General features: G+C 72.7%; 16 protein-coding genes and 1 pseudogene. 9 read left to right on the top strand and 8 right to left on the bottom strand.

Translation table 11 applies throughout. The features are described 5' to 3' along the window. Nucleotides 1–4: 4 nt before the first annotated feature. The 3 genes from HYQ63_RS03860 to HYQ63_RS03850 all read right to left on the bottom strand — a co-directional run bounded on the left by HYQ63_RS03860 (nucleotide 5) and on the right by HYQ63_RS03850 (nucleotide 3,171). Nucleotides 5–766 (bottom strand): DeoR/GlpR family DNA-binding transcription regulator, encoded by a 762-nt coding sequence (locus tag HYQ63_RS03860; protein WP_179932522.1) that lies wholly within the window; start codon nucleotides 764–766, stop codon nucleotides 5–7. Nucleotides 767–1,042: 276 nt separating this feature from the next. Further along, on the bottom strand, nucleotides 1,043–2,413 hold the full coding sequence (locus HYQ63_RS03855; protein ID WP_179932521.1) for a 6-phospho-beta-glucosidase: 1,371 nt from the start codon (nucleotides 2,411–2,413) through the stop codon (nucleotides 1,043–1,045). Continuing rightward, a complete protein-coding gene (locus HYQ63_RS03850) occupies nucleotides 2,410–3,171 on the bottom strand; it encodes a DeoR/GlpR family DNA-binding transcription regulator (RefSeq protein ID WP_123098035.1) in 762 nt (253 codons plus the stop codon). Before HYQ63_RS03850 ends, HYQ63_RS03855 begins: the two co-directional genes overlap by 4 nt. A gap of 121 nt (nucleotides 3,172–3,292) precedes the next feature. Between HYQ63_RS03850 and HYQ63_RS03845 the strand changes: the two genes are divergently transcribed. From HYQ63_RS03845 to HYQ63_RS03830, 4 genes are all read left to right on the top strand, one after another. Beyond that, complete coding sequence (locus HYQ63_RS03845; protein WP_179932520.1) at nucleotides 3,293–4,402, top strand: carbohydrate kinase family protein; 1,110 nt, start codon at nucleotides 3,293–3,295, stop codon at nucleotides 4,400–4,402. A gap of 97 nt (nucleotides 4,403–4,499) precedes the next feature. Continuing rightward, nucleotides 4,500–5,918 carry an extracellular solute-binding protein gene (locus HYQ63_RS03840; RefSeq protein WP_179932519.1) on the top strand — a complete coding sequence of 473 codons (1,419 nt, stop codon included), beginning with the start codon at nucleotides 4,500–4,502 and terminating at the stop codon, nucleotides 5,916–5,918. Next, the gene (locus HYQ63_RS03835; protein WP_179932518.1) at nucleotides 5,915–6,823 is read left to right on the top strand and encodes a carbohydrate ABC transporter permease; all 909 of its coding nucleotides are present in this window, start codon (nucleotides 5,915–5,917) and stop codon (nucleotides 6,821–6,823) included. Before HYQ63_RS03840 ends, HYQ63_RS03835 begins: the two co-directional genes overlap by 4 nt. After that, on the top strand, nucleotides 6,820–7,644 hold the full coding sequence (locus HYQ63_RS03830; RefSeq protein ID WP_179932517.1) for a carbohydrate ABC transporter permease: 825 nt from the start codon (nucleotides 6,820–6,822) through the stop codon (nucleotides 7,642–7,644). Before HYQ63_RS03835 ends, HYQ63_RS03830 begins: the two co-directional genes overlap by 4 nt. A gap of 44 nt (nucleotides 7,645–7,688) precedes the next feature. Here the strand turns inward: HYQ63_RS03830 and HYQ63_RS03825 are convergent, their stop codons facing one another. Both HYQ63_RS03825 and HYQ63_RS03820 read right to left on the bottom strand, forming a co-directional pair. Further along, nucleotides 7,689–8,447 carry a DUF72 domain-containing protein gene (locus tag HYQ63_RS03825; RefSeq protein WP_179932516.1) on the bottom strand — a complete coding sequence of 253 codons (759 nt, stop codon included), beginning with the start codon at nucleotides 8,445–8,447 and terminating at the stop codon, nucleotides 7,689–7,691. Nucleotides 8,448–8,453: 6 nt separating this feature from the next. After that, complete coding sequence (locus HYQ63_RS03820) at nucleotides 8,454–8,693, bottom strand: hypothetical protein (RefSeq protein WP_179932515.1); 240 nt, start codon at nucleotides 8,691–8,693, stop codon at nucleotides 8,454–8,456. 90 nt (nucleotides 8,694–8,783) lie between these two features. Between HYQ63_RS03820 and HYQ63_RS03815 the strand changes: the two are divergent. From HYQ63_RS03815 to HYQ63_RS03795, 5 genes and pseudogenes are all read left to right on the top strand, one after another. Next, nucleotides 8,784–9,425, top strand: a pseudogene (locus tag HYQ63_RS03815) (phosphoribosyltransferase); the annotation flags it as partial. 20 nt (nucleotides 9,426–9,445) lie between these two features. Beyond that, the gene (locus HYQ63_RS03810) at nucleotides 9,446–9,733 is read left to right on the top strand and encodes a DUF1876 domain-containing protein (protein WP_257231584.1); all 288 of its coding nucleotides are present in this window, start codon (nucleotides 9,446–9,448) and stop codon (nucleotides 9,731–9,733) included. Between the two features lie 155 nt (nucleotides 9,734–9,888). Further along, nucleotides 9,889–10,623, top strand: coding sequence for a DUF4232 domain-containing protein (locus tag HYQ63_RS03805; RefSeq protein WP_179932513.1), 735 nt, complete (start codon nucleotides 9,889–9,891; stop codon nucleotides 10,621–10,623). A gap of 163 nt (nucleotides 10,624–10,786) precedes the next feature. Continuing rightward, a complete protein-coding gene (locus HYQ63_RS03800; RefSeq protein ID WP_179932512.1) occupies nucleotides 10,787–10,963 on the top strand; it encodes a hypothetical protein in 177 nt (58 codons plus the stop codon). Further along, complete coding sequence (locus HYQ63_RS03795) at nucleotides 10,960–12,747, top strand: HEXXH motif domain-containing protein (RefSeq protein ID WP_257231583.1); 1,788 nt, start codon at nucleotides 10,960–10,962, stop codon at nucleotides 12,745–12,747. Before HYQ63_RS03800 ends, HYQ63_RS03795 begins: the two co-directional genes overlap by 4 nt. A 42-nt stretch (nucleotides 12,748–12,789) precedes the next feature. Here the strand turns inward: HYQ63_RS03795 and fxsT are convergent, their stop codons facing one another. The 3 genes from fxsT to HYQ63_RS03780 are packed head-to-tail and all read right to left on the bottom strand — an operon-like array spanning nucleotide 12,790 to nucleotide 19,825. Beyond that, on the bottom strand, nucleotides 12,790–17,151 hold the full coding sequence (fxsT, locus tag HYQ63_RS03790) for an FxSxx-COOH system tetratricopeptide repeat protein (RefSeq protein WP_179932510.1): 4,362 nt from the start codon (nucleotides 17,149–17,151) through the stop codon (nucleotides 12,790–12,792). Beyond that, a complete protein-coding gene (locus tag HYQ63_RS03785; RefSeq protein WP_179932509.1) occupies nucleotides 17,148–18,335 on the bottom strand; it encodes a MoxR family ATPase in 1,188 nt (395 codons plus the stop codon). The genes fxsT and HYQ63_RS03785 overlap by 4 nt, the downstream gene beginning before the upstream one ends. After that, on the bottom strand, nucleotides 18,332–19,825 hold the full coding sequence (locus HYQ63_RS03780) for a hypothetical protein (RefSeq protein ID WP_179932508.1): 1,494 nt from the start codon (nucleotides 19,823–19,825) through the stop codon (nucleotides 18,332–18,334). The genes HYQ63_RS03785 and HYQ63_RS03780 overlap by 4 nt, the downstream gene beginning before the upstream one ends. Nucleotides 19,826–19,975: the final 150 nt, after the last annotated feature.

Raw genomic sequence — 19,975 nt, 5'->3', positions numbered from 1 at the left:
GGGGTCAGACCCGGAGGATCTGCGGGCCCAGCAGCGAATACCGATGGGCTTCGGTCACGGGGAGCCCGGTGTCGGTCACGATCGTTTCGAAGTCGGACACGTCCGCGAACCGGCAGAAGCTGACGGCCCCGAACTTGGTGTGCACCCCGGAGAACACCTTGCGCCGGGACACCCGCACCACCTGCGCCTTGACCTCGCTGACCGCCGGGTCGGGGGTGGTGAGCCCGTACTGCCGGGAGATGCCGTTGGCGCCGATGAACGCCAGGTCGATGACGAAGCCGGAGAGCATGTGGGTCGCCCAGTGGTCGACGGTGGCCATCGTGCCGCCGCGGACCCGGCCGCCGAGCAGCAGCACCGTGGTGTTCTCACGCCCGGCGAGCCCGCTCGCGGTCGCGAGGGACGTGGTGATCACGGTGAGCGGCCGGTCCCGGGGCAGGGCCTCGGCGATCAGCTGTGGGGTGAAGCCCTCGTCGATGTAGACCGTCTCGGCGTCGCCCAGCAGCTCGGCGGCCGCGGTCGCGATCCGTGACTTCTCCGGGACGTGCATGGTGGTGCGGAAGGCGAGGGTGGTCTCGAAACCGGCGCTCTCCACGGGGTACGCCCCGCCATGGGTGCGCCGGACCAGACCGTGCTGCTCCAGCACCCGCAGATCGCGGCGCACCGTCTCCTTGGACACCCCGAGGTCCGCGGCGAGCTTGCCGACGTCGACGACCCCGGCACGCCGCGCCATGTCGAGGATCTCCCGACGGCGTTCCTCCGCGTCCACACCGCATCACCTGCTTCTCTTCGGGCTTGGCGAGAAGTTTTACAAGCACGCAACCGGAGTGGCCAGGCTTGGCACGGGACGGATCATGACCGGATGTGCCCGTTTCACGAACGTTATCTCAGCAGGTCAGCATCGGTCAGTGGAAGCGCTGCGAGGATCGCGGACGCCCGGGGCGGCGCGGGTCGTGCCCGTATCGTGCCCGCTTCCGAAAAGCTGGCCGAAACGCGGCCCGTTCGGGCGTGATCAAGGTCTAGGGAAAGCCCGTTCGGACATGTGCTACCGCCGGTAGCCCGAGGCGTCGAGGATGCGGCTCGCCACGTTGACCGAGTCCACCAGCGGATGCAGCGCGAGGGCGCGCAGGGCCGCGCCCCGGGCGCCGCCACCGGCCCCGGACGCCCCGACCGGCCCGGCCGCCCCGGCCGCCTCGATCGTCGAGCGTTCGACCGCCTTCAGCGACAGCATCAGCCCGAGCTGGTCCGGGGCCACCGCGCCGGTGGCCATGGGGCGCGCCCCGCCCGCGTCCACCAGGCAGGGCACCTCCACCACCGCGTCCGCGTCCAGCCCGGGGACGGCCGTGCGGTTGCCGACGTTGAGGATCAGCGTGGTGCGCTCGTCGCGGGCGATGGCCCGCATGATGGCCAGCGCGATCCGGTCGTAGCCTCCGCCGTCCAGATCGCAGGAGTCGCGCTCCCAGCCGCCGCTGGCCTCCCGGCTCGCGGCCAGGTACGTGGTCTCGCGCTCCAGCCGGGTCCGCTCCCAGGCCGCGAGCGCCCCGCCGTCGGCGGTGCGGGCCGTCTCGTAGAACCGGGCCTGCTGCTCCCGCAGGAACTCCCCCCGGGTGGCCGTGGCCTGCTGGATGGCGGCCACCGCCTCGCGGTTGAAGTAGTAGTAATGCAGATATTCGTTGGGCAGCGCGCCCAGGGTCTGGAGCCACTCCGCCCCGAACAGCTTGCCCTCCTCGAAGGACTCCAGCGCCCCGGCGTCGGCCAGCAGCTCCGGCATCCGGTCCCGGCCGTCCACCATCACGCGCCGCAGCCAGCCGAGGTGGTTGAGGCCCACGTAGTCGTAGACCGCCCGGTCCGGGTCCGCGCCCAGCGCCCGCGCCGCCCGGCGGCACAGCCCGACCGGCGAGTCACAGATGCCGATCACCCGGTCGCCCAGCACCCGCCGCATCGCCTCGGTGACCATGCCCGCGGGGTTGGTGAAGTTGATGACCCAGGCGTCCGGGGCCACGGCGGCGATCCGCTCGGCGATCCGCGTCGCCACCGGCAGGGTGCGCAGCCCGTACAGGACCCCGCCCGCGCCGACCGTCTCCTGCCCGAGGACGCCCTCGCCGAGCGGGATCCGCTCATCCTTGGCGCGGCCCTCCAGACCGCCGACCCGGATCGCCGAGAACACGAAGTCGGTGCCGCGCAGCGCGTCGTCGAGGTCGGTGGTGGCCCGCACCGAGGGCGCGGCGGGCAGGCCCGCGGGGCGGTCCTTCGCCTGCTCGGCCAGGACCGCGCCGATCGCGTCCAGCCGGTGCCGGTCGGTGTCGTACAGCACCAGCTCGGTGCAGCGCCCGGCGTCGTCCCCGGCGTCCTCCAGCAGGGCCCGGTACACCAGCGGCATACGGAAACCGCCGCCGCCCAGCACGGTCAGCCTCATACGGTCACTACCTCCACATCGGCCTCACGGAACACATCGAGCGTCGCCGGATCGGACGTCTTGTTGGTGATCAGGGTGTCGATCTCCCGGGGGCCGCAGATCCGGGCCAGCCCGGTGTCGCCCGGGAACTTGCCCGCGGTGACCAGCAGCACCACCTGCCGGGCCGAGGCGAGCATGGCCCGCTTCACGGGCACCTCCACATGCGTGCTGTCCAGCACGCTGCCGTCGGACAGCACCCCGCTCGCGCCGAGGAAGAGCCGGCCCACCCGCAGCTGGCGGATGTTGGACTCGGTGAGGAAGCCGACCACGGAACGGTAGTTGGCGCGCACCTGCCCGCCGAGCAGGATCAGCGTCACCTCGGGGTCGTCGCGCAGCTCGTCGTAGATCGCCAGATTGCTGGTCACGATGGTGACCGGACGGCCACGCAGCAGCCGGGCGAGATGGAGCGTGGTGGTGCCGATGTCCAGCAGCAGCACATCGCCGTCCGCGACCAGCTCCGCCGCCCGCCGGGCCACGTCCGCCTTCTCCTCCGGCTCGTCGACCGCCACCTCGCCGAACGGCCGCTCCTCGTCCGGGGTGGGTGCGGCCACCGCGCCGCCGTAGACCCGGGTCAGCCGCCCGGCCCGGCCCAGCTCGGCGAGGTCCCGGCGGGCCGTGGCCTCGCTGATCTCCAGGCGCTTGGCGATCTCCCCGATCGGCAGCACGCCCTCCTCGCCGAGGATGCTCAGCAGCTTCGCGTGGCGGGTCTCTCGCAGCATGGGGGCAACGTACTCCACCTGAGCGACTCTGCGCGACTATGACCGACCTCTTGCACAACGCCCCTCCGAGGTGCATGGTGTCGCTCATCCGACGTCATGACGAACGAGGAGAGGCGCGCCGGTGAGCCCCACGTCCGCAGCCCCCGGTCCGATACAGCCGATCGACCCGCTCGCCGCGCTGCGCACCCCCGCCGACCCCGAACACGACGTCTACCTCACCGGCACCGTCTTCCTGGACATCATCTTCACCGGCCTCGACCACGCCCCCGTGCGCGGCACCGAGTCCTGGGCCCGCGGCATGGGCTCCAGCCCCGGCGGCATCGCCAACATGGCCACCGCCCTCGCCCGGCTCGGCCTGCACACCACCCTCGCCGCGGCCTTCGGCGCCGACGTCTACGGGGACTACTGCTGGGAGAGCCTGGCGCACGACGAGGGCGTCGACCTCACCCACTCCCGGCGCGTCCCCGGCTGGCACTCACCGGTCACCGTGTCCATGGCGTACGAGGGCGAACGCACCATGGTCACGCACGAGCACCCCGCACCGCCGCCCGCCACCCGGCCCGTGCCACCGCGCTCCCGGGCCTGTGTGACCGCCTACGAGCCGGGCCGCCAGGAGGACTGGGTGCGCCAGGCCCACGCCCAGGGAGCCGAGATCTTCGCCGATGTGGGCTGGGACGAGTCCGGCCGCTGGGACCTGGCCACCCTCCCCGACCTGCCGTACACCCACGCGTTCCTGCCCAACGCCACCGAGGCACAGCGCTACACCCGCACCGACACGCCCGAGCGGGCGGTGCGCGCCCTCGCCGGGCTGGTGCCGATCGCGGTGGTCACCAGGGGCGCCGAGGGCGCCATCGGCATCGACTCCCACACCGGGGAGAGCGCCGAGGTGCCGGGCCTCGCCGTGGAGGCGCTCGACCCCACCGGGGCGGGCGACGTGTTCGTCGCCGGTTTCATGACCGGAACGCTGGCGGGCTGGCCGCTCGCCGACCGGCTCGCCTTCGCCAACCTCACCGCCGCCCTCTCCGTCCAGCACTTCGGCGGCTCGCTCGCCGCGCCCGGCTGGGCCGAGGTGGCCGCGTGGTGGGACCGTACGGCCCGCTCCGGGGACCGCGAGCTGGTGGCGCGCCACCGCTTCCTGGACGGCCTGATCCCGGCCGGGGCGCGCGAATGGCCGCGGCTGAGGGCCCTGCCCACCATCGGCTTCCGGGCCGCCGACGCCCGCGGGGCCTGACGCCCGTACGACGCCGCCACCCGCGGGACCTGACACCCGCGGCACGACGCCCGCAGCACGATGCCCGCACGACGACGCCCGCATGAAGGAGAACCGCATGGGATGTCCCCGCAGCGGGGCGCGCCACCGGCCCGCACGTGCCTTTCCGGCCGTCCTCGCTCTCGGCGCCACCCTGCTCGCCGCGGGCTGTGTGCCCGGCACCGACGGCTCGGGGGCAGCCGGATCCGGGACCGGCGTGTCCACCGCCGTGCCCGACCCGAAAGCGGCCGGAAAGACCACGCTGACCGTGTGGGACCAGGAGATCCGCGGTGGCACGAACGGCGAAATCACCCAGCTGAACCGGGAGTTCGAGCGGAAGTACCCCAATGTGCGGATCAAGCGGGTGGCGCGGAGCTTCACCGACCTGAAGACCACGCTCAAGCTCGCCGTCTCCGGCAACAACCCGCCCGATGTCATCCAGGCCAACCAGGGTTACCCGGACATGGTCTCCTTCGTCCGGGCCGGGCTGCTCGCCCCGCTGGACAACTACGCCGGGATCTACGACTGGAACACCCGCTACCCGAACACGCTCCTCAACCTGAACCGCGTCTCCGTCGACGGCACCGTCTTCGGCCGCGGACGGCTCTACGGCATCTCCCAGACCGGCGAGTTCGTCGGCCTCTACTACAACAAGGACCTCCTGCGGAAGGCGGGCCTGGAACCACCGAAGACCTGGGGCGAGTTCACCGCGGGGCTCGCCCGCCTCGAGGAGCGCGGCGAACTGCCCGTCCAGTTCGGCAACCTCGACAAGTACCCGGCGATCCACACCTTCGGGGTGCTCCAGGACCAGTACGCGGCCGCCGCGACCCGTGACACCGTCCTCGGCCGCGGTTCCGGCTTCGACACCGCGGCCACCAAGGACGCCGCCGCGACCCTCACCGACTGGATGGAGCGCGGCTATCTGCCGAAGGGCGCCAACGGCCTCGGATACGACGACGCGGCCAAGAAGTTCGCCTCCGGCGACGGCGCGTACCTGATGACCGGCACCTGGCTGCTGGCCGACCTCAAGAAGACGATGGGCGACAAGCTCGGCCTCATACCCCCGCCGCCCGCGAAGCCCGGCGGCGCCCCCGTCACCACCGGCGGCCAGGGCCTCGCGTGGTCCATCACCTCCCGCTCCCGCCACCCCGAAGTGGCCGCCGCCTACCTCGACTTCATCACCAGCGCCCACGCCTCCGACGTCATGACCCGGCACGGAGTGCTGCCCGCCGTCCCCGGCCCGGCCGCGGCCCGGGTCGCCCCGGACACCGTGGACGGCCAGATGATCGACGGCTGGAAGCGGCTCAGCGACGCCGACGGCCTCGTCCCGTACCTCGACTACGCCACCCCCACCTTCTACGACACCCTCTCGGCCGCCCTCCAGGGCGTCGTCAGCGGCAAGACCTCCCCGCAGAAGCTGGCCGCCACCCTGCAACAGGACTACGGCGCCTTCCTGCGCACACAGCGGCAGCGCCACGCCGCGGCGGAGTCACGATGAGGCCCACCGCCCTGATCAGGGCATACCGCCGCCGGGCGCCCGGTGAGCCGCGTGCCGTCGGCTACCTCTACATCCTGCCCGCGCTGCTCGTGTACGCGGTGTTCCTGCTCTACCCCTTCGGGCAGTCGGTGTGGCTGTCGTTCGTCCACTGGGACGGGCTGACCGCCGCCACCCCGGCCGGTTTCGACAACTACCGCGACCTGTTCGGCGACCCCGCGCTGCGCGCCCCGTTCGCCCACGCCCTGCTGCTGCTCGTGTTCTACTCGGCCCTGCCGGTGGCCATCGGGCTGCTGCTGGCGGCCGCGATGTCCCGGGTCCGGATCCACGGCATGACCTTCTTCCGTACCGTCCTGTTCCTGCCGCAGGTCCTGGCGCTCATCGTGGTCGCCGTGGCCTGGCGGTCCATCCTCGCCCCCGACGGACTGCTCAACGACACCCTGCGCGCGGTCGGTCTCGGCTCCCTCGCCCGCCCCTGGCTCGGCGACTACACCTGGGCGCTGCCCGCCGTCGGGGTCATCGGCACGTGGGTGGGCACCGGGCTGTGCATGGTCCTCTTCCTCGCCGGGGTCCAGCGCATCCCGCGCGAGCTGTACGAGGCGGCGCGGATCGACGGCGCCGGGCCGGTCCGGGAGTTCCTCGCCGTCACCCTCCCGGCCTTAAGGCCGCACATCGCGGTGGCGCTGACCCTGACCATCGTCGCGGGCCTGCGCAACTTCGACCTGATCTACGTCACGACCAGCGGCGGCCCCGGGAACGCCACCTCCGTACCCGCCTACGAGGTGTACCACCGGGCCTTCGAGACCAACCAGGTCGGCTCGGCCGCCGCCGTCGGCGTGGCCCTCACGGTCCTGATCTTCGCCCTGACCGTCACGGTCTCCCGGCTCGTGGAAGGGCGGCGGGCATGACCACACGCCTGGAACGCGGCGTCACCTACGCCCTCCTCACCCTGTTCGCCGTCCTGTCGCTCGTCCCCGTCGTCGGCATCCTCTCCACCGCGTTCGGCTCGCAGGGCTCGCTGGACACCGGGTTCTCGCTGCCGCGCGGCGGGCTGCACTGGGGCAACTTCGCCGACGCCTGGAGCCGCGGCCACTTCGGCACCTACCTCGGCAACTCGGTCCTGGTCACCACGGTCGTGGTCGCGGCCACCACCGTGCTGGCCGTGCTCGCCGCGTACGCCTTCGGGGTGATGCGCTTCCCCGGCTCCACCGTGCTGTTCTACCTCTTCGTGATCGGGCTGACCCTGCCGCAGGAGGCCCTGGTCGTCCCGCTCTACTTCGATCTGCGGTACGCCGGACTCACCGACACCTACTGGGCGTTGATCCTTCCGCAGACCGCCCAGTCGCTGGCGTTCGGCGTGTTCTGGATGCGGACGTACTTCCGGGGCAGCGCCCGGGCGGTGATCGAGGCGGCCCGGCTCGACGGGGCGGACAGCTGGACCACGCTGTGGCGGGTGCTGGTCCCGATGGGCCGTCCGGCGATCTCCACCATGGTCGTCATCACCTTCATGTGGACGTGGAACGAGTTCCTGATGGCGCTGGTGATGGTCAGCGACGAGGCCCATCGCACCGTCCCCCTCGGCCTCGCCTTCTTCCAGGGGCAGCACAGCTCGGACGCGGCGCTGCTCGCGGCGGCGTCCGTGCTGATCGCACTGCCGGTGGTGGTCGTCTACGTGGCACTCCAGCGCCGCTTCATCGAGGGCATGCTGGGCGGCGCGGTCAAGGAATAGCCGCAGCGGCGGTCAAGGAGTAGCCGCAGCGGAGGGCGGGCCGCTCAGAGCGCGGGCGTACGGCTGACCGTGCGGCCCAGCCGGGCGACGGCACGCGCGAAGACGACGGCGTCATGGACCGCCGCCCCGCCCGTGTCGTTGTTGAAGTACGCGTAGACGTCGGCCTCGCCGGGCCAGGTGTCATGGACCCGGCGCGCCCAGGTGGCGAGCGCTTGGCGGCCGTAGCGCGGCGCGGGCTCGGCCCGGCCGCCGTGGAACCGTACGTACCCCCACCCGGCGGTCCGCCACAGCGGGGCGGCCGGGCGCGAGCCCACGTCGGCCCAGCACAGCGCGGCGCCGTGGTCCTCCAGCAGCGCCCGGACCTCCCCGGTCCACCAGGAGTCATGGCGCGGCTCGACCGCCACCCGGGTACCGGCCGGGAAGCAGGCCAGACAGGTGTCCAGCAGGCGGGGGTCGGCCCGCAGCGTCGGCGGGAGCTGGAGCAGGACCGGGCCCAGCCGGTCGCCGAGCCCCTCCGCGTGGGACATCAGCCGCGCCACCGGCTCCTTCGGGTCGCGCAGCCGCTTGATGTGGGTGAGATAGCGGCTGGCCTTGAGCGCCATCACGAACCCGCCGGGCGTGCGGTCCCGCCAGACGGCGAACTGATCGTGATCGGGAAGTCGATAGAACGCGTTATTGCTCTCGACCGTGGTGAAGCCCCTGGCGTACTCCTCCAGCCACAGCCGCTGCGGGCAGTCGGCGGGGTAGAGGACACCGCGCCAGTCCTTGTACTGCCACCCCGAGGTGCCGACCAGGACGCCCATGGGCGCTCATGCCTCACCCGGATGCCACTGCGGCCACTGCCCGGGCCGGTCGGCCCAGTGGACCTGATCCGGGTCGTCGAGGTCGATGCCGGGGAAGACCTGCCGGACGCGCGGCGCGAACTCCTCCTTTTCGAGGGGTTCGCACCCCACCCCCCGAAGCCGCACCCGCCGGTAACGGCTGTCGGAGTCGAATGATTCGACGTAGACGGGGTAACCGGAATCGTCCCGGTTTGTGGCGTGCTCCATACCTCCAGGGTGCCGGAGCCGTCGCCGGTTTGCGGCCGGGAGAAATGTCGGCTTGATTCGAAGAAGAGGAACCCGTGCCGGGGGTGAGCGATGATCTTCACTGACCGGGTGGACGCCGGACGGCGCCTCGCCGAGCGGCTGAGGCCGCTGGCCGAGGAGAAGCCCGTGGTGCTGGGGCTGCCGCGGGGCGGGGTGCCGGTGGCCTTCGAGGTGGCCCGGGCGCTGAACGCACCGCTGGACGTGATCATCGTCCGTAAGCTCGGCGTCCCCTTCCACCGGGAACTGGGCTTCGGCGCCATCGGCGAAGGCGGGGTCCGGGTCGTCCACGAGGCGATCATCCGGATGAGCCGGGCGGACGAGGAAGAGATCGCCGAGGTGGAGCGGACCGAGCAGGCCGAGCTGACCCGTCAGGCGCGGCGGTTCCGCGGCGACCGGCCGCGGATCCCGGTGGAGGGCCGTACGGCGATCATCGTGGACGACGGGATCGCGACCGGAGCCACGGCCCGCGCCGCCTGTCGCGTCGCCCGGGCCCAGGGGGCGGCCTGCTCCGTCCTGGCCGTCCCGGTGGCGCCGCCCGACGCGGTCGCGTCGCTGCGCGAGGACGCGGACGAGGTGGTGTGCCTGTCCACGCCCCCGGACTTCTCCGCGGTCGGCGAGTGGTACGAGGATTTCTCCCAGACCGGCGACGCCGAGGTGATGGAGCTGCTGACCAGGTCGACCGGACAGCGGGGGGAGGCGCATCCTGGAAGGTGATGCAGGAGGTGATCGTGATGGAGACGATCGTGGGATGCGACATCCAGATGGAATTCCGTGAGATCGGTCCGCTGACCGAAGCGGTCGTCCGGCTGCGGATGCACGACGGCACCGAGATGCTGGCCCAGGGCCGCGCGAACCGCAACCCCGAGGACCCGGCACAGCCGCGGGTCGGCGAGGAGATCGCGGCGGCGAGGGCGCTGAGCAACCTGGCCCACCGGCTGATCGGCAAGGCGGGCGGCGACATCGAGGAAGTCACCCACAGCAAGGCACACCTGGTGATGTGACCGGCGGCCCCGGTGGCTCCCGGGCCACCGGGGAGCGGGGGATTTCCGTATCAGGAATTGCCGGGGTATGCGATCAATGTCCCCGGAGACATAAGGGCGTCCATGCGGGGAAGGGGGAGCCAAAAGAGAGCGGACACGACCCCGGGAGGTCGCTCATGGCGCAACGGAACGAGACCACGACGCCCAGGTCCCGGCGGTCCCGGCCGTGGCCATTATGCGCGCTGTTCGTCGGCGCGCTGGCCGTGGTGACGGCCTGCGGCGCCGACACCGGGGCTCAGCCCGCGCCGCCCGGCGCGTCGGACGGCGGTGACGCGGCCGCCTCGTCCGTCACACGGTCGGCGGCGCACACCGGGCGCACGGTGCCGCCCGCATCGCGCCCCGCGTCCTCGCGCTCCGCGACGCACCCCGTCACGCACTCCGCGTCAGCGTCCGTCTCCTCCGCCGCGGCGGCGCACACCACCGCGTCGCGTCCGGGCGCCCGGCGCGTCTGCTCCACCGAGCAGCTTCGCCTCTCCCTCGGCCGCAAGGACGTGGGCGCGGGCAATGTCTACATGCCGCTGGTGCTCACCAACACCTCCACCGCGACCTGCACGCTCACCGGCTTCCCGGGGGTCTCGCTGCTGGACTCCGCGGGCTCCGCGATCGGCGACCCCGCCACCCGGCGCGGCGCGTCGCGCTCCACGGTCTCCCTGCCGCCGGGCGGCAGCGCCTCCGCGATGCTGCACACCCTCAACGAGGGCACCACGGACGAGCCGTGCCGGCGCACCCCCGCCCGGATCCGGGCCTATCCGCCGGACTCCTACACCTCCATGACGGTCCCGGCGCGCTCCTTCCGCGTCTGCGGCGGCGTGTTCGAGGTCGAGTCGGTCCACTCCGGAAAGGGCGCCTGACAGCGGCATACGGACCCTCTTCCGGACACCCCGAATGTGTCCGAAAATCTTGACAAGCCGGGCGTCCGCTGGCCGTGTTCACCCTTTCGCAATCAATAGGGGTGGGTCACCATAGGGATGCCTCACGTGAGTCGGTGTGGAACGTCCGGAGGAGGGCGGTGTCATGGAGCGAGTCGCGACCGAGGTCGAGACGGAGCTGCTGGACCTTTCGGGAGCGACACTGGAAGACCTCGACCGGGACGAAGGGATCGCCGCGGTGGCGCTGCGGCTGATCGGCGCGGTCCGAAACCCGGCGACGGCGGCCAGCTCCTCCAATACGGGGCAGAATTGCGGGGGTTGACGGACTCCCGCCATCACTTATCGGCGGAGTGCTTCACCGAGCTGGCCGCGGGATCGGGAAGCGCGTCATCGGTCGCCGAGCTGACATCCGGTCAGCGCAGCCGCGCGATGCTGCTGTTGCGGGCGCTGGTCGACGTGGCGGCCGCGCATCCCGCCCTCCCGGGCCCCCTGCCCCCCGCCGGGGAGGCATGGCGGCTGCTGATCCGGGCCGAGCGCCGTTCCCCGGCCGCCGTGGAGCGGCTGTTGCTGCACCCGCAGACGGGGGTGTGGCTGAGCCGGTGCCTGCGGCAGCTGCGCGGCCAGGAACCGGCGGACGCGCCGCTGTGGAGCGAGACCGGCTATCTGTACGCGGTGGCGGCCTCGGCCGCCCTCCTCGCGGGCATCGACTTCCGCATCGCGGTCGTGGTGTGCGACGGCGGGGTGATGCTGCCCGCGCTGGGATTCGCGCTCCTGCCGGACCCCGCCACGGACCTCGCCGAGGTCGTGCGCACGGCGGAGGGGACGGCGGCCGTGGTGGCCGGGCCGCACACGGTGCCGCTGCCCGCTTCCGGCTTCGCGGAGGACCACCCGGGGTGGCGCGGGCTCAGGCGGCTGCACGGTGAACACCGGGGGCACGTCTGCTCGCCGTTCCTCGACGATGTCGACCCCTATCGCGACTTCTTCCGCCGCAGACCGCCGGACCGGCTCGGCGACGACGCGTGGAAGCGCTGGCAGGAACGTTTCGCGGGCGCCTGGCGGCTGGTCGCCGAGCAGCGCAACGTGGACCCGTCGGGGGTCGCCGCCTGCGTCGCCTCCGTGGTCCCCGTACCGTACGCGGCGCAGCCCGAACCGTTCAGCGCCTCGTCCCCGGAGGCCCACGGCTGCGTCCTGATGAACGGCCCCGTCGACGAGCCGGACCTGGCCGCCGCGCTGGTGCACGAGGCCCAGCACATCAAGCTCAGCGCCCTGATGGACCTGGTGCCCCTGATCGAAGGGGGACGGGAGGAGGCCCACCACGCGCCGTGGCGGCTGGACCCGCGGCCGCTGCGCGGACTGCTCCAGGGGGTGTACGCGTTCCTGGGCATGACCGGCTTCTGGCAGGACCGCCGGCACCGCGCCGAGGACGGGCCCGCCAGGGACACCGCCGCGTTCGAGTTCGCCCTCCGCCGGGAGCAGACCGCCCACGGGCTGAAGACGCTGCGCACCCACGCCGAGCTGACGCCGCTGGGGCGGAGCTTTCTCGACCAGGTGGCGGAGCGGCTGGCCGACTGGCTCGCGGAGCCCGTCCCGTCCGCACCGCGCCGGCTGGCGGCGGACCTCGTCCTCGACCACCGGCTGGTGTACCGCATGCGCCATCTGCGGCCCGACCCCGAGCAGTTGGCCGGGTGGGCGCGGGCCTGGCGGACGCGCGGTACGCCTCCCCGGGAGCTGCCGCGCACCTCGGTCGAGCCCGCCCCCGCGGAGACCGTGCCACGGGCGGCGCTCGCCAGGCTCCGGTTCGCCGACCCGGAGCGGCTCCGGGGACAGCCGCGCCACGGCGACGACGCCCCGGATGGAGCCGACCTCGCCTGGGCCACGGGCGACCGGGCGGCCGCGCTGCGCGGCTACCGCGGCCGGGTGGCCCGGGCCCCGGACGACGTCGCGGCCTGGGCGGGGCTGGCCCTCACCCTGCCGGATGGCGCGGCCAGGACGGCGCTGCTCCGCGCCCCCGAAGCGGTCCTCGCCGTCCACCGCGCGCTACGGGACGCCGACGGCGCGGTCCCCGATCCCGTCTCCCTCGCGACCTGGATCGGGACAGCCCTGTGAGGACCGGTCGGGCGCGCCTGGAAGAGGACCGGTCGGGCGCGCCTAGAAGGGGATCGCCTCCACATCGCAGTCCGCGCGGATGCCCCGGGCCGCCGCCACCGTGGCCGGGTGGCCGGGGGTCAGGACGGTGCGCATCCGGGTCAGGGAGTCGTTGTGCAGCTCCTCGGCCGACCGTCCCTCGCCCAGCGCGCGCAGATCCCCGGACAGGTTGACCGCGCAGGCCAGTGTGGTGGGGTGGTCCTCGCCCAGCCGTGACCGGCAGGCCGCGAGCGTCGCGGTGTCCAGCTCCCGGGCCTCCTGGTAGTCCGCCAGCGTGTAGTGGTCGCTGGCCAGATTGATCGCACAGGCCAGGGTGATCGGATGGTCCGCCCCCAGCGCGTCGACCAGCACGGGCAGCGTCTCCTTGTTGAGCGCGAGCGCCGCCTCGGTCTCGCCCAGCAGCCGCAGGGTGACGGCCAGGTCGATGGCCGCGCTCAACGTCACCGGGTGCCGCGGACCGAGAGCGGACCGCATGTCGTCCACGCACTTGCGGCCCAGCTCGCGGGCGCCGTCGAGGTCGGCGGTCTGGCGCAGGTCCATGGACAGGTTCAGCGAGGTCGCCGCGATGTGGAGATTGGGCTCGCTGTAGCGCAGCCGGTACCGCTCCAGGACCTCCCGGGTGACCTCCAGCGCGCCCTCGTGGTCCCCCGCCTTGCGGCGCGCCACGGCGAGGTTGCGCAGGGCGTACACCCCGATCGGCGCGTTCTGCGGAAGCAGCCGGCGGACCCGGGAGCAGGTCTGCTCCAGCATGGTGCGGGCGGCGATGTAGTCACCGCTCTCCCGGACGTCGATCGAGAGGTTGGCCTCCAGCAGGATCGTCAGCAGCGAGTCCTCGCCGAGGACGACCTCGGCGAGGTCACGGGCGTTCTGGTCCACCTCGCGGGCGCGCGCGTACTCACCGGCCGAGCGCAGCGCCAGGGCGTAGTCGTTGGCGGCGGCGATCGTGTACGGGTCCTCGTCGCCGAACAGCCGCAGGGTACGCCGCCAGCGGTCCTCCTCCAGCTGCACCGAACGCGCGTAATCGCCCTGGTAGCGGGCGTCGCTGGCGACCGCCCCGAGGGTGACCAGCGTGTTCTCGTGGTCGTCGCCCTCGTTCGCCCGCAGGAGTTCGAGCGTGCGGCTGTTCAGCTCCCGGGCCTGCCCGAAGTGGCCGAGCAGGGTGAGGACATGGCCGAGCGTGCGGGAGATGGCGAGCGTCTCGGGGTTGTCCTCGCCGAGCGAGTCCAGCCACTTCTCCCGTACCCGGCTGCCGAGTTCGAGCGCGCCCTCGTGGTCGCCCCAGACATGGAGGAACCGGACCAGGTTCCGCACCATCTGGCGCACCCACTTGTCATCGCAGTCCATCGCGCGGGACGCCCGGACGTGCGACAGCAGGTCCGCGTAACGCCCCCAGTTGGCGGGCGAGACGTCATTGGGGTCGCCATAGGCGAGGAGCACATGGGCGCTGTGCCGCATGTCGGCCTGCTGCTGCGGGGACATCTGGCCGATCAGCACCGCCTGCACCAGCCGGTGCAGCTCGATGGTGTTGCTGCGGTGATTGATCTTGATCAGGGCGTAGCGGTTGATCTCCCGGATCGCATGGCCGAGCTTGATCGGATCCTGGAGCACCTCCGACAGCTCGGGGGAGAGGGAGACACCCCGGATGCCCGAGAAGAGCCGCCGGGAAATGGGCTCGGGAGCGAAGAAGGAGCACATCTGGAGCAGTTGCAGCGCGCCCGGATGGTGCTCGGCGAGGCGGCGCAGCGACATGTTCCAGGCGGCGGCGACCGGTTCGGGATAGTCGACCGGAACTCCGGCGGCCAGCAGCTCGTTGCGGCGGGTGCTGACGTCGGCCCGCTCGTCCTCGAAGACCTGGAGGTACTCGTCGACCGGCATCCCCGTCTCGGTGAGCCACGCCGCCGCCTGCTCGATCGCCAGCGGCAGGTCCCCCAGGGTCCGGGCGATCCGGTCGGCCTGCTCGTTCGGCAGCTCCGGCCCCCGCCGCAGCAGCAGTTGGATGCTCTCCTCGCGCTCGAAGACGTCCACCTCGACGGTACGGGCGGCCCGCGACCACTGGGCGTTCCGCGACGTCACCAGGATCCGGCCGGGCCCGCCCGCGGGGAAGAACGGCCGGACCGTCTCCAGCTCCTCCGCGTTGTCGAAGACCAGGAGCCAGTTGCGGCAGGGGCGCCCGGTGCGCAGCGCGTCGAGCACGCTGGGCACGGCCGTGTTCGCCTCCATGCCCGCCTGAAGGCCGAGCCGGTCGGCGAGCTGCACCAGCGCCTGGCGGATCTGCTCCGGCCGCTCCGCCGGGATCCACCACACCGCGTCGTAGTCCGCGGCGTGCTGATGCACGTACTCCAGCGCGATCTGGGACTTGCCGACGCCGCCCAAACCGTGCAGTGCTTCCGGGAGCACGGCGGCCGTTCCCTCGCTGCGCAGCCGCTCGTGGAGCGTGTCGAGCAGCGCTCGCCGTCCGGTGAAGTTGTTGTTCCGGGGTGGCACATTGCCCCAGATGGCCGGGGGTTCCCCGGCGCGGCGCTCCTCCACGGCGGGCAGGGACCGGGCAGCGGTCACGGACACGAAGGTTCCTCTCGAATGCTCCCCCGCCGTACCCGGCGTGCCGTGCGCCGGCGGGGATGGTGAATCGTCGGCTTGGGACGACGGACGGGTTCGGGGAGTCATGGAGTCAGTCACGGCAACCTCGGGGACCACATTTCCCCAGTTGGGTACGTCTTCAAAGGGATCCGGGCGGCTTTCGCCCGTGCGGGGGAGCGCTTGGCGCGCGAGGACAAGGGCGCGAAAGGAGCGCGCGCCTTCGAGATAAGGCCCGGAAAGTGCCTGGTAAACCTGTTCCTGAAGGCGTATGTACGGCATCAGGCGGTCGGTGTCGGGCAGGTCCCGCACCGGCCCCGAGGGATGGTTGAGCAGATCGCGCAGCAGATGCAGCGGCTTCCAGCGGCGGCCCAGCCGGTCCAGGACGCTGCGCAGGGTGTACAGCGACTCGTCACGTAATCCGGCGGACAGCAGCAGTTCCCGTACCCCGTCGTGGAATTCGTAGCCGATTCCGGTCTCGTCCAGCGGATCGGCGGTGCCCACCTTGCGTAATAGCCCGCCCAGCAGGATTTCGGCCAGATCGCCGGGGCTGCCCTCCGGCTGGTGGATCCCCTGGACGAATTCCATCACCGGAATGTTCAGCGGCGCCGCCGCCAGCCGTGCCGCCAGCCGGAAGGCGCTCGGCGAGGCGGTGGAGCGGAAGCGGAAGACCCGGTCCCAGGCGCTGGGTTCCGGTTCCGGATCCCACGGCTCGGGCGCCGCCCCGGGCAGCAGCGCCAGCGTGTCATGGCCGCGGTCCGACGGACGGGCCACCAGCCGCGCCCAGTTGCCCAGCCAGCGCGCGTCCAGCTCCAGCACTGGCACCGGTGGTTCACCGCCCGGCCAGGAGCCGCCGTCGCCCCGCCGCCAGGCGCCGTTGGGCGCGCCGGGTTCGGGGACCCGCACCCGGACCCGCTCCGGCGCGATCCCCGTGTGCTGCCAGCGGCCCTGACGCAGTACGTGGAGCACGGCGACCGACGCGCGCCGGGCCCAGCGCCCCAGCGCGCGCTGCGCGCTCTCGTCGCCCCAGGCCGCGCCGATGCCGTCGGTGAGCACCAGCACCGCCCGCTTCCCGCGCGGTGCCATGCCGTCCACCGGGGAGTCGTGGCGGTCCGCGGGCAACGGGTGATCGGTGTTCATCCGGTGCACCCGGACGTCCCGGAAGGCACCCGTCCGCTCCAGCACGGTGACCAGCCGCGCCGCCGTACGCCGCCACACCACCATGGAGCTGCCGCAGTCCAGCACCAGGACCGCGTCCATCCAGCGCTCCTGGACGGGCGCGCACTCCGGCACCCACAGCCCCTCGCGCGCCGCGCGCTCGGCCGTGGCCTCCTCGTCGACCTCCACCTCGACCGGCGAGGGCGCGGTGCGCTTGAGGGGGCGCAGCGCCCGGGAGACGGCGCGCTCGGCGACCAGCGGTCCGGCGGCGGTCGGCCTGGGCGCGGGCACCATGACGTCGGTGACCAGCGCCGGTTCCGTCCCGGCCGGGTCCTCCGGCGCCTCGGGTACGGCGACGAGTTCCACGGGCTGCGGTGCCGAGACGGCCGGTTCGGGCGCGGGCGCGGGCCGCTGCCCGCCGTCGTCCTCCGGCGGCGGCTCGGGGGACCGGTCGCCGGTGGGCGGCGGGGCGTCGCCGTGCGGGGGCGCGGGGAGCGGGCCGGGCGCCGGGCGGCCGGGTCCGCGGTCCGTTTCGGCCTTGCAGACGGCCAGCCAGAAGGCATCGGCGATCTGCTGCCAGTCGAGGTCCCGCGGGCCGTGCTCGCCGGACCTGCCGCCTGGGTCCTGTGTCATGTCGAGCCTGCGGCGTCCAGGCGGTGCCAGACGGCGCGCAGTAGCTCCTCCCACTCGGGTCCCGGAGCCTCGGAACGGGCCGTCACCAGATACACCGCGTTGAGCAACTGGTCGGCGGCGAGCCCGCCTTCGTGACGGCTGCGCTCCAGGAACATGTCGATGAGCTCCCGGGCGCGCGGGTCGTCCGCTCTGCCCAGGTGCGCGGCCACGATCGCGGCGAGCCGGTCGGCGTCCGGGTCGGGCAGCCGCAGCTGGAGACAGCGGCGCAGGAACGCGGGCGGGAACTCCCGCTCCCCGTTGCTGGTGATGACGACCACGGGGAAGGCGCGGCAGCGCACCCGGCCCGAGTCGATGACGGTGCTGCGGTCGGGGTCGTCGGTGAGGACCGATACGGCCGGGCGCCGCCTGCGGATGCGCACCAGTTCGGGAATGGAGTACTCGCCGGCCTCGAAGATGTCGAGGAGGTCATTGGGCAGATCGATGTCGCTCTTGTCGAATTCGTCGATGAGCAGGACGCGGGGGAGGCGGTGCGGCAGCATCGCCGTGCCCAGCGGGCCGAGTTGGAGGAAGTCGCCGATGTCCTCCGGTCCGGGTTCGTGACCGTCCTCCTCAGCCGCCTGTCCGGCCGCCGCGGCGTGCACACGGCCGACGGCATCGTAGCCGTAGAGACCGGACCGCAGGGTGGAACGAGTGGTGATCGGCCAGCGCAGCACCCGGCCCAGGCCCAGCTCCCGGCTGATGCGGTACGCCAGCGTCGACTTGCCCGTGCCCGGGCGGCCGGTGACCAGCAGCGGGCGCCGCAGGATGAGCGCGGCGTTCACCACGTCCGCCTCCTCGGCCTCCGACCGCAGGCCGAGCGGGGTCGCGCCGAGCCGGCGGGCGGTGTCCTGGACGTCCTCCGGCGGCGCCGGGGGCTCGGTCGGCGGCTCGTCCGGGTCGGATAACGCGCCGTCGGCGCCGTCACCGTCGTAGCCGTCCGGCGGGCAGGCCGAGACCCCGCCGAAGGTGCGCCAGGGCGGCGGGGGCGGAAGGATGTCCTCCAGGCTGACGTCGTGCAGCGGGCGCCCGGTGCCCTGGTAGATCCACCAGGGGCGCGGAATGCCGGACGGCAGGGGACCGGAGGAGGAGCCGTCGCCACCCGGGATCCGTCCGTTGTGCCGCCGTGCAGGCTCTGCGTCGCTCATCGACTGCCCACCCCCTCGTCCGGCCCCGTCATGCGTCCTTGCGTCTCCACGGGGCGGGTCGGGTCGTCCCAGACGAGCACCACATGCTGCCCCGGGTGATGCTCCCGCTCCGCGGAGTCGATCGTATGGGCGTCCAGACGTAACTTTGTCACGGCTTCGCGGAGCCGTGCCAGGTCCCCGCTGGCCTCGTCCGATTTTTGTCTCAAGTGCTGGACCAACGCCGGATCCCGGCTGGGCCGGCGATCCCATGCCACCAGCGGGATTCCCGCCCGCCAGGCCGCCAGCGCCTCGTACGCGCCCTCACCGGCGCCGCCCGGCGGCGAGTTGAGGATCAGCGCGACGACGTGCGGATCCGCCTGGAGCCGGGCCAGCAGCGCGGCCGGGTCGCCGGAGCGCGGACTGTCCGGATCCTGGCCCTCGACGACCAGCTGTCTGGCGAGTTCGGGCCGTCCGGTGAAGAGCTGCCAGCGCTGGTTCCACGGGCGGTGCCAGCGTCGGGTCTGGCTCCGCTCCAGGCTCCGCACCACCACCGGATAGTCCATGCACAGCGGTGTGGCCATCGTGCTGTCCAGCTCCTTGCGCCACAGGTGCACCGGCAGATTCAGGTCCTCGGGGCCCAGCAGGAACTCCAGATGGATGCACCGGGCGTCCTTCCACTCCTCCTCCGCCGCGAACACCAGCTCCTGCACGGCCCGTTCGGCGGTGGCGGCCGTGACCTGGGTGACCGGGCCGCGGGCCGGATGCCAGCCGCTCGGGTCGTACTGATGCCAGGACGACAGCTCGTAACGGCCCGGCTCCTCCTGCGGCAGCAGCCGGATCACCAGATACGCGTCGTCCGGCTCGGCGGGGGCGGCGTGCCCCACCTGCTGGCGCAGGGATCTCAGCTGCGAGGTCAGGTCCAGCTCCCGCGCCTGCTCATCGGCCCACGCCCGCAGCGCGTCGGCCCTCCGCAGCGGCTGGGCCGACGCCGCCAGGTACTCCACCAGGGCCAGCCCCGGCGGCAGCCCGTCCGGCCGCGCGTTCATCCGGCTCAGCTCCTCGAAGGCGTGCCAGGGGCCGGTGACCGCCGGGACGTCCTGGAGCGGACCCGCCGCGGCCCGGCACAGCAGGCCCAGATGCCCGAACTCCAGATCCTCCAGCAGCGACCGCAGCCCTCCGGCGGCCGGTGCCGGAAGCACCGGACGGGCCGTCATCTGCTCCACTACCGAATCGAGGTGCTCCATGGCGTCCGTGTCCGGCGCCATCACCGCGAGCGAGGCGCGCAGCGCGCGCATCATCCGCACGTTCTCCAGACACTCCCGGGCCAGCTCCACCAGGAAGTAGTCGGTGACGCGATGGCCGCGCACCGGGACGGACGTCGTCTCCATTTCCATGGCGACCAGGTCCAGACACAGTGCGCGGGAATCCGGATCCGTCAGACAGCGGAACTCCTTCAACGCCGACACCAAACTGTTGACCGATCTGAGGCCGCCCTCCCGCATGGCCGCCATGCTGTGCCTCCCCCGTACCCGCATCACCGGTCCCCGCCGCCGATGATCCCGCCGGAGACCCTGCCACAGGCGAGCGCCGCCCGCGCGGACTCCGGACAACTTGTATGCCCCGCACGCCCCCGGCGACACCCTTCCCGCGCCCGGGCGCCC

It is taken from the genome of Streptomyces sp. Rer75 (assembly GCF_013414305.1).
Classification (GTDB): Bacteria; Actinomycetota; Actinomycetes; order Streptomycetales; family Streptomycetaceae; genus Streptomyces; species Streptomyces himastatinicus.
The sequence above is the reverse complement of the archived record's forward strand: the minus strand, read 5'-3'. Positions and strand labels throughout refer to the sequence as shown.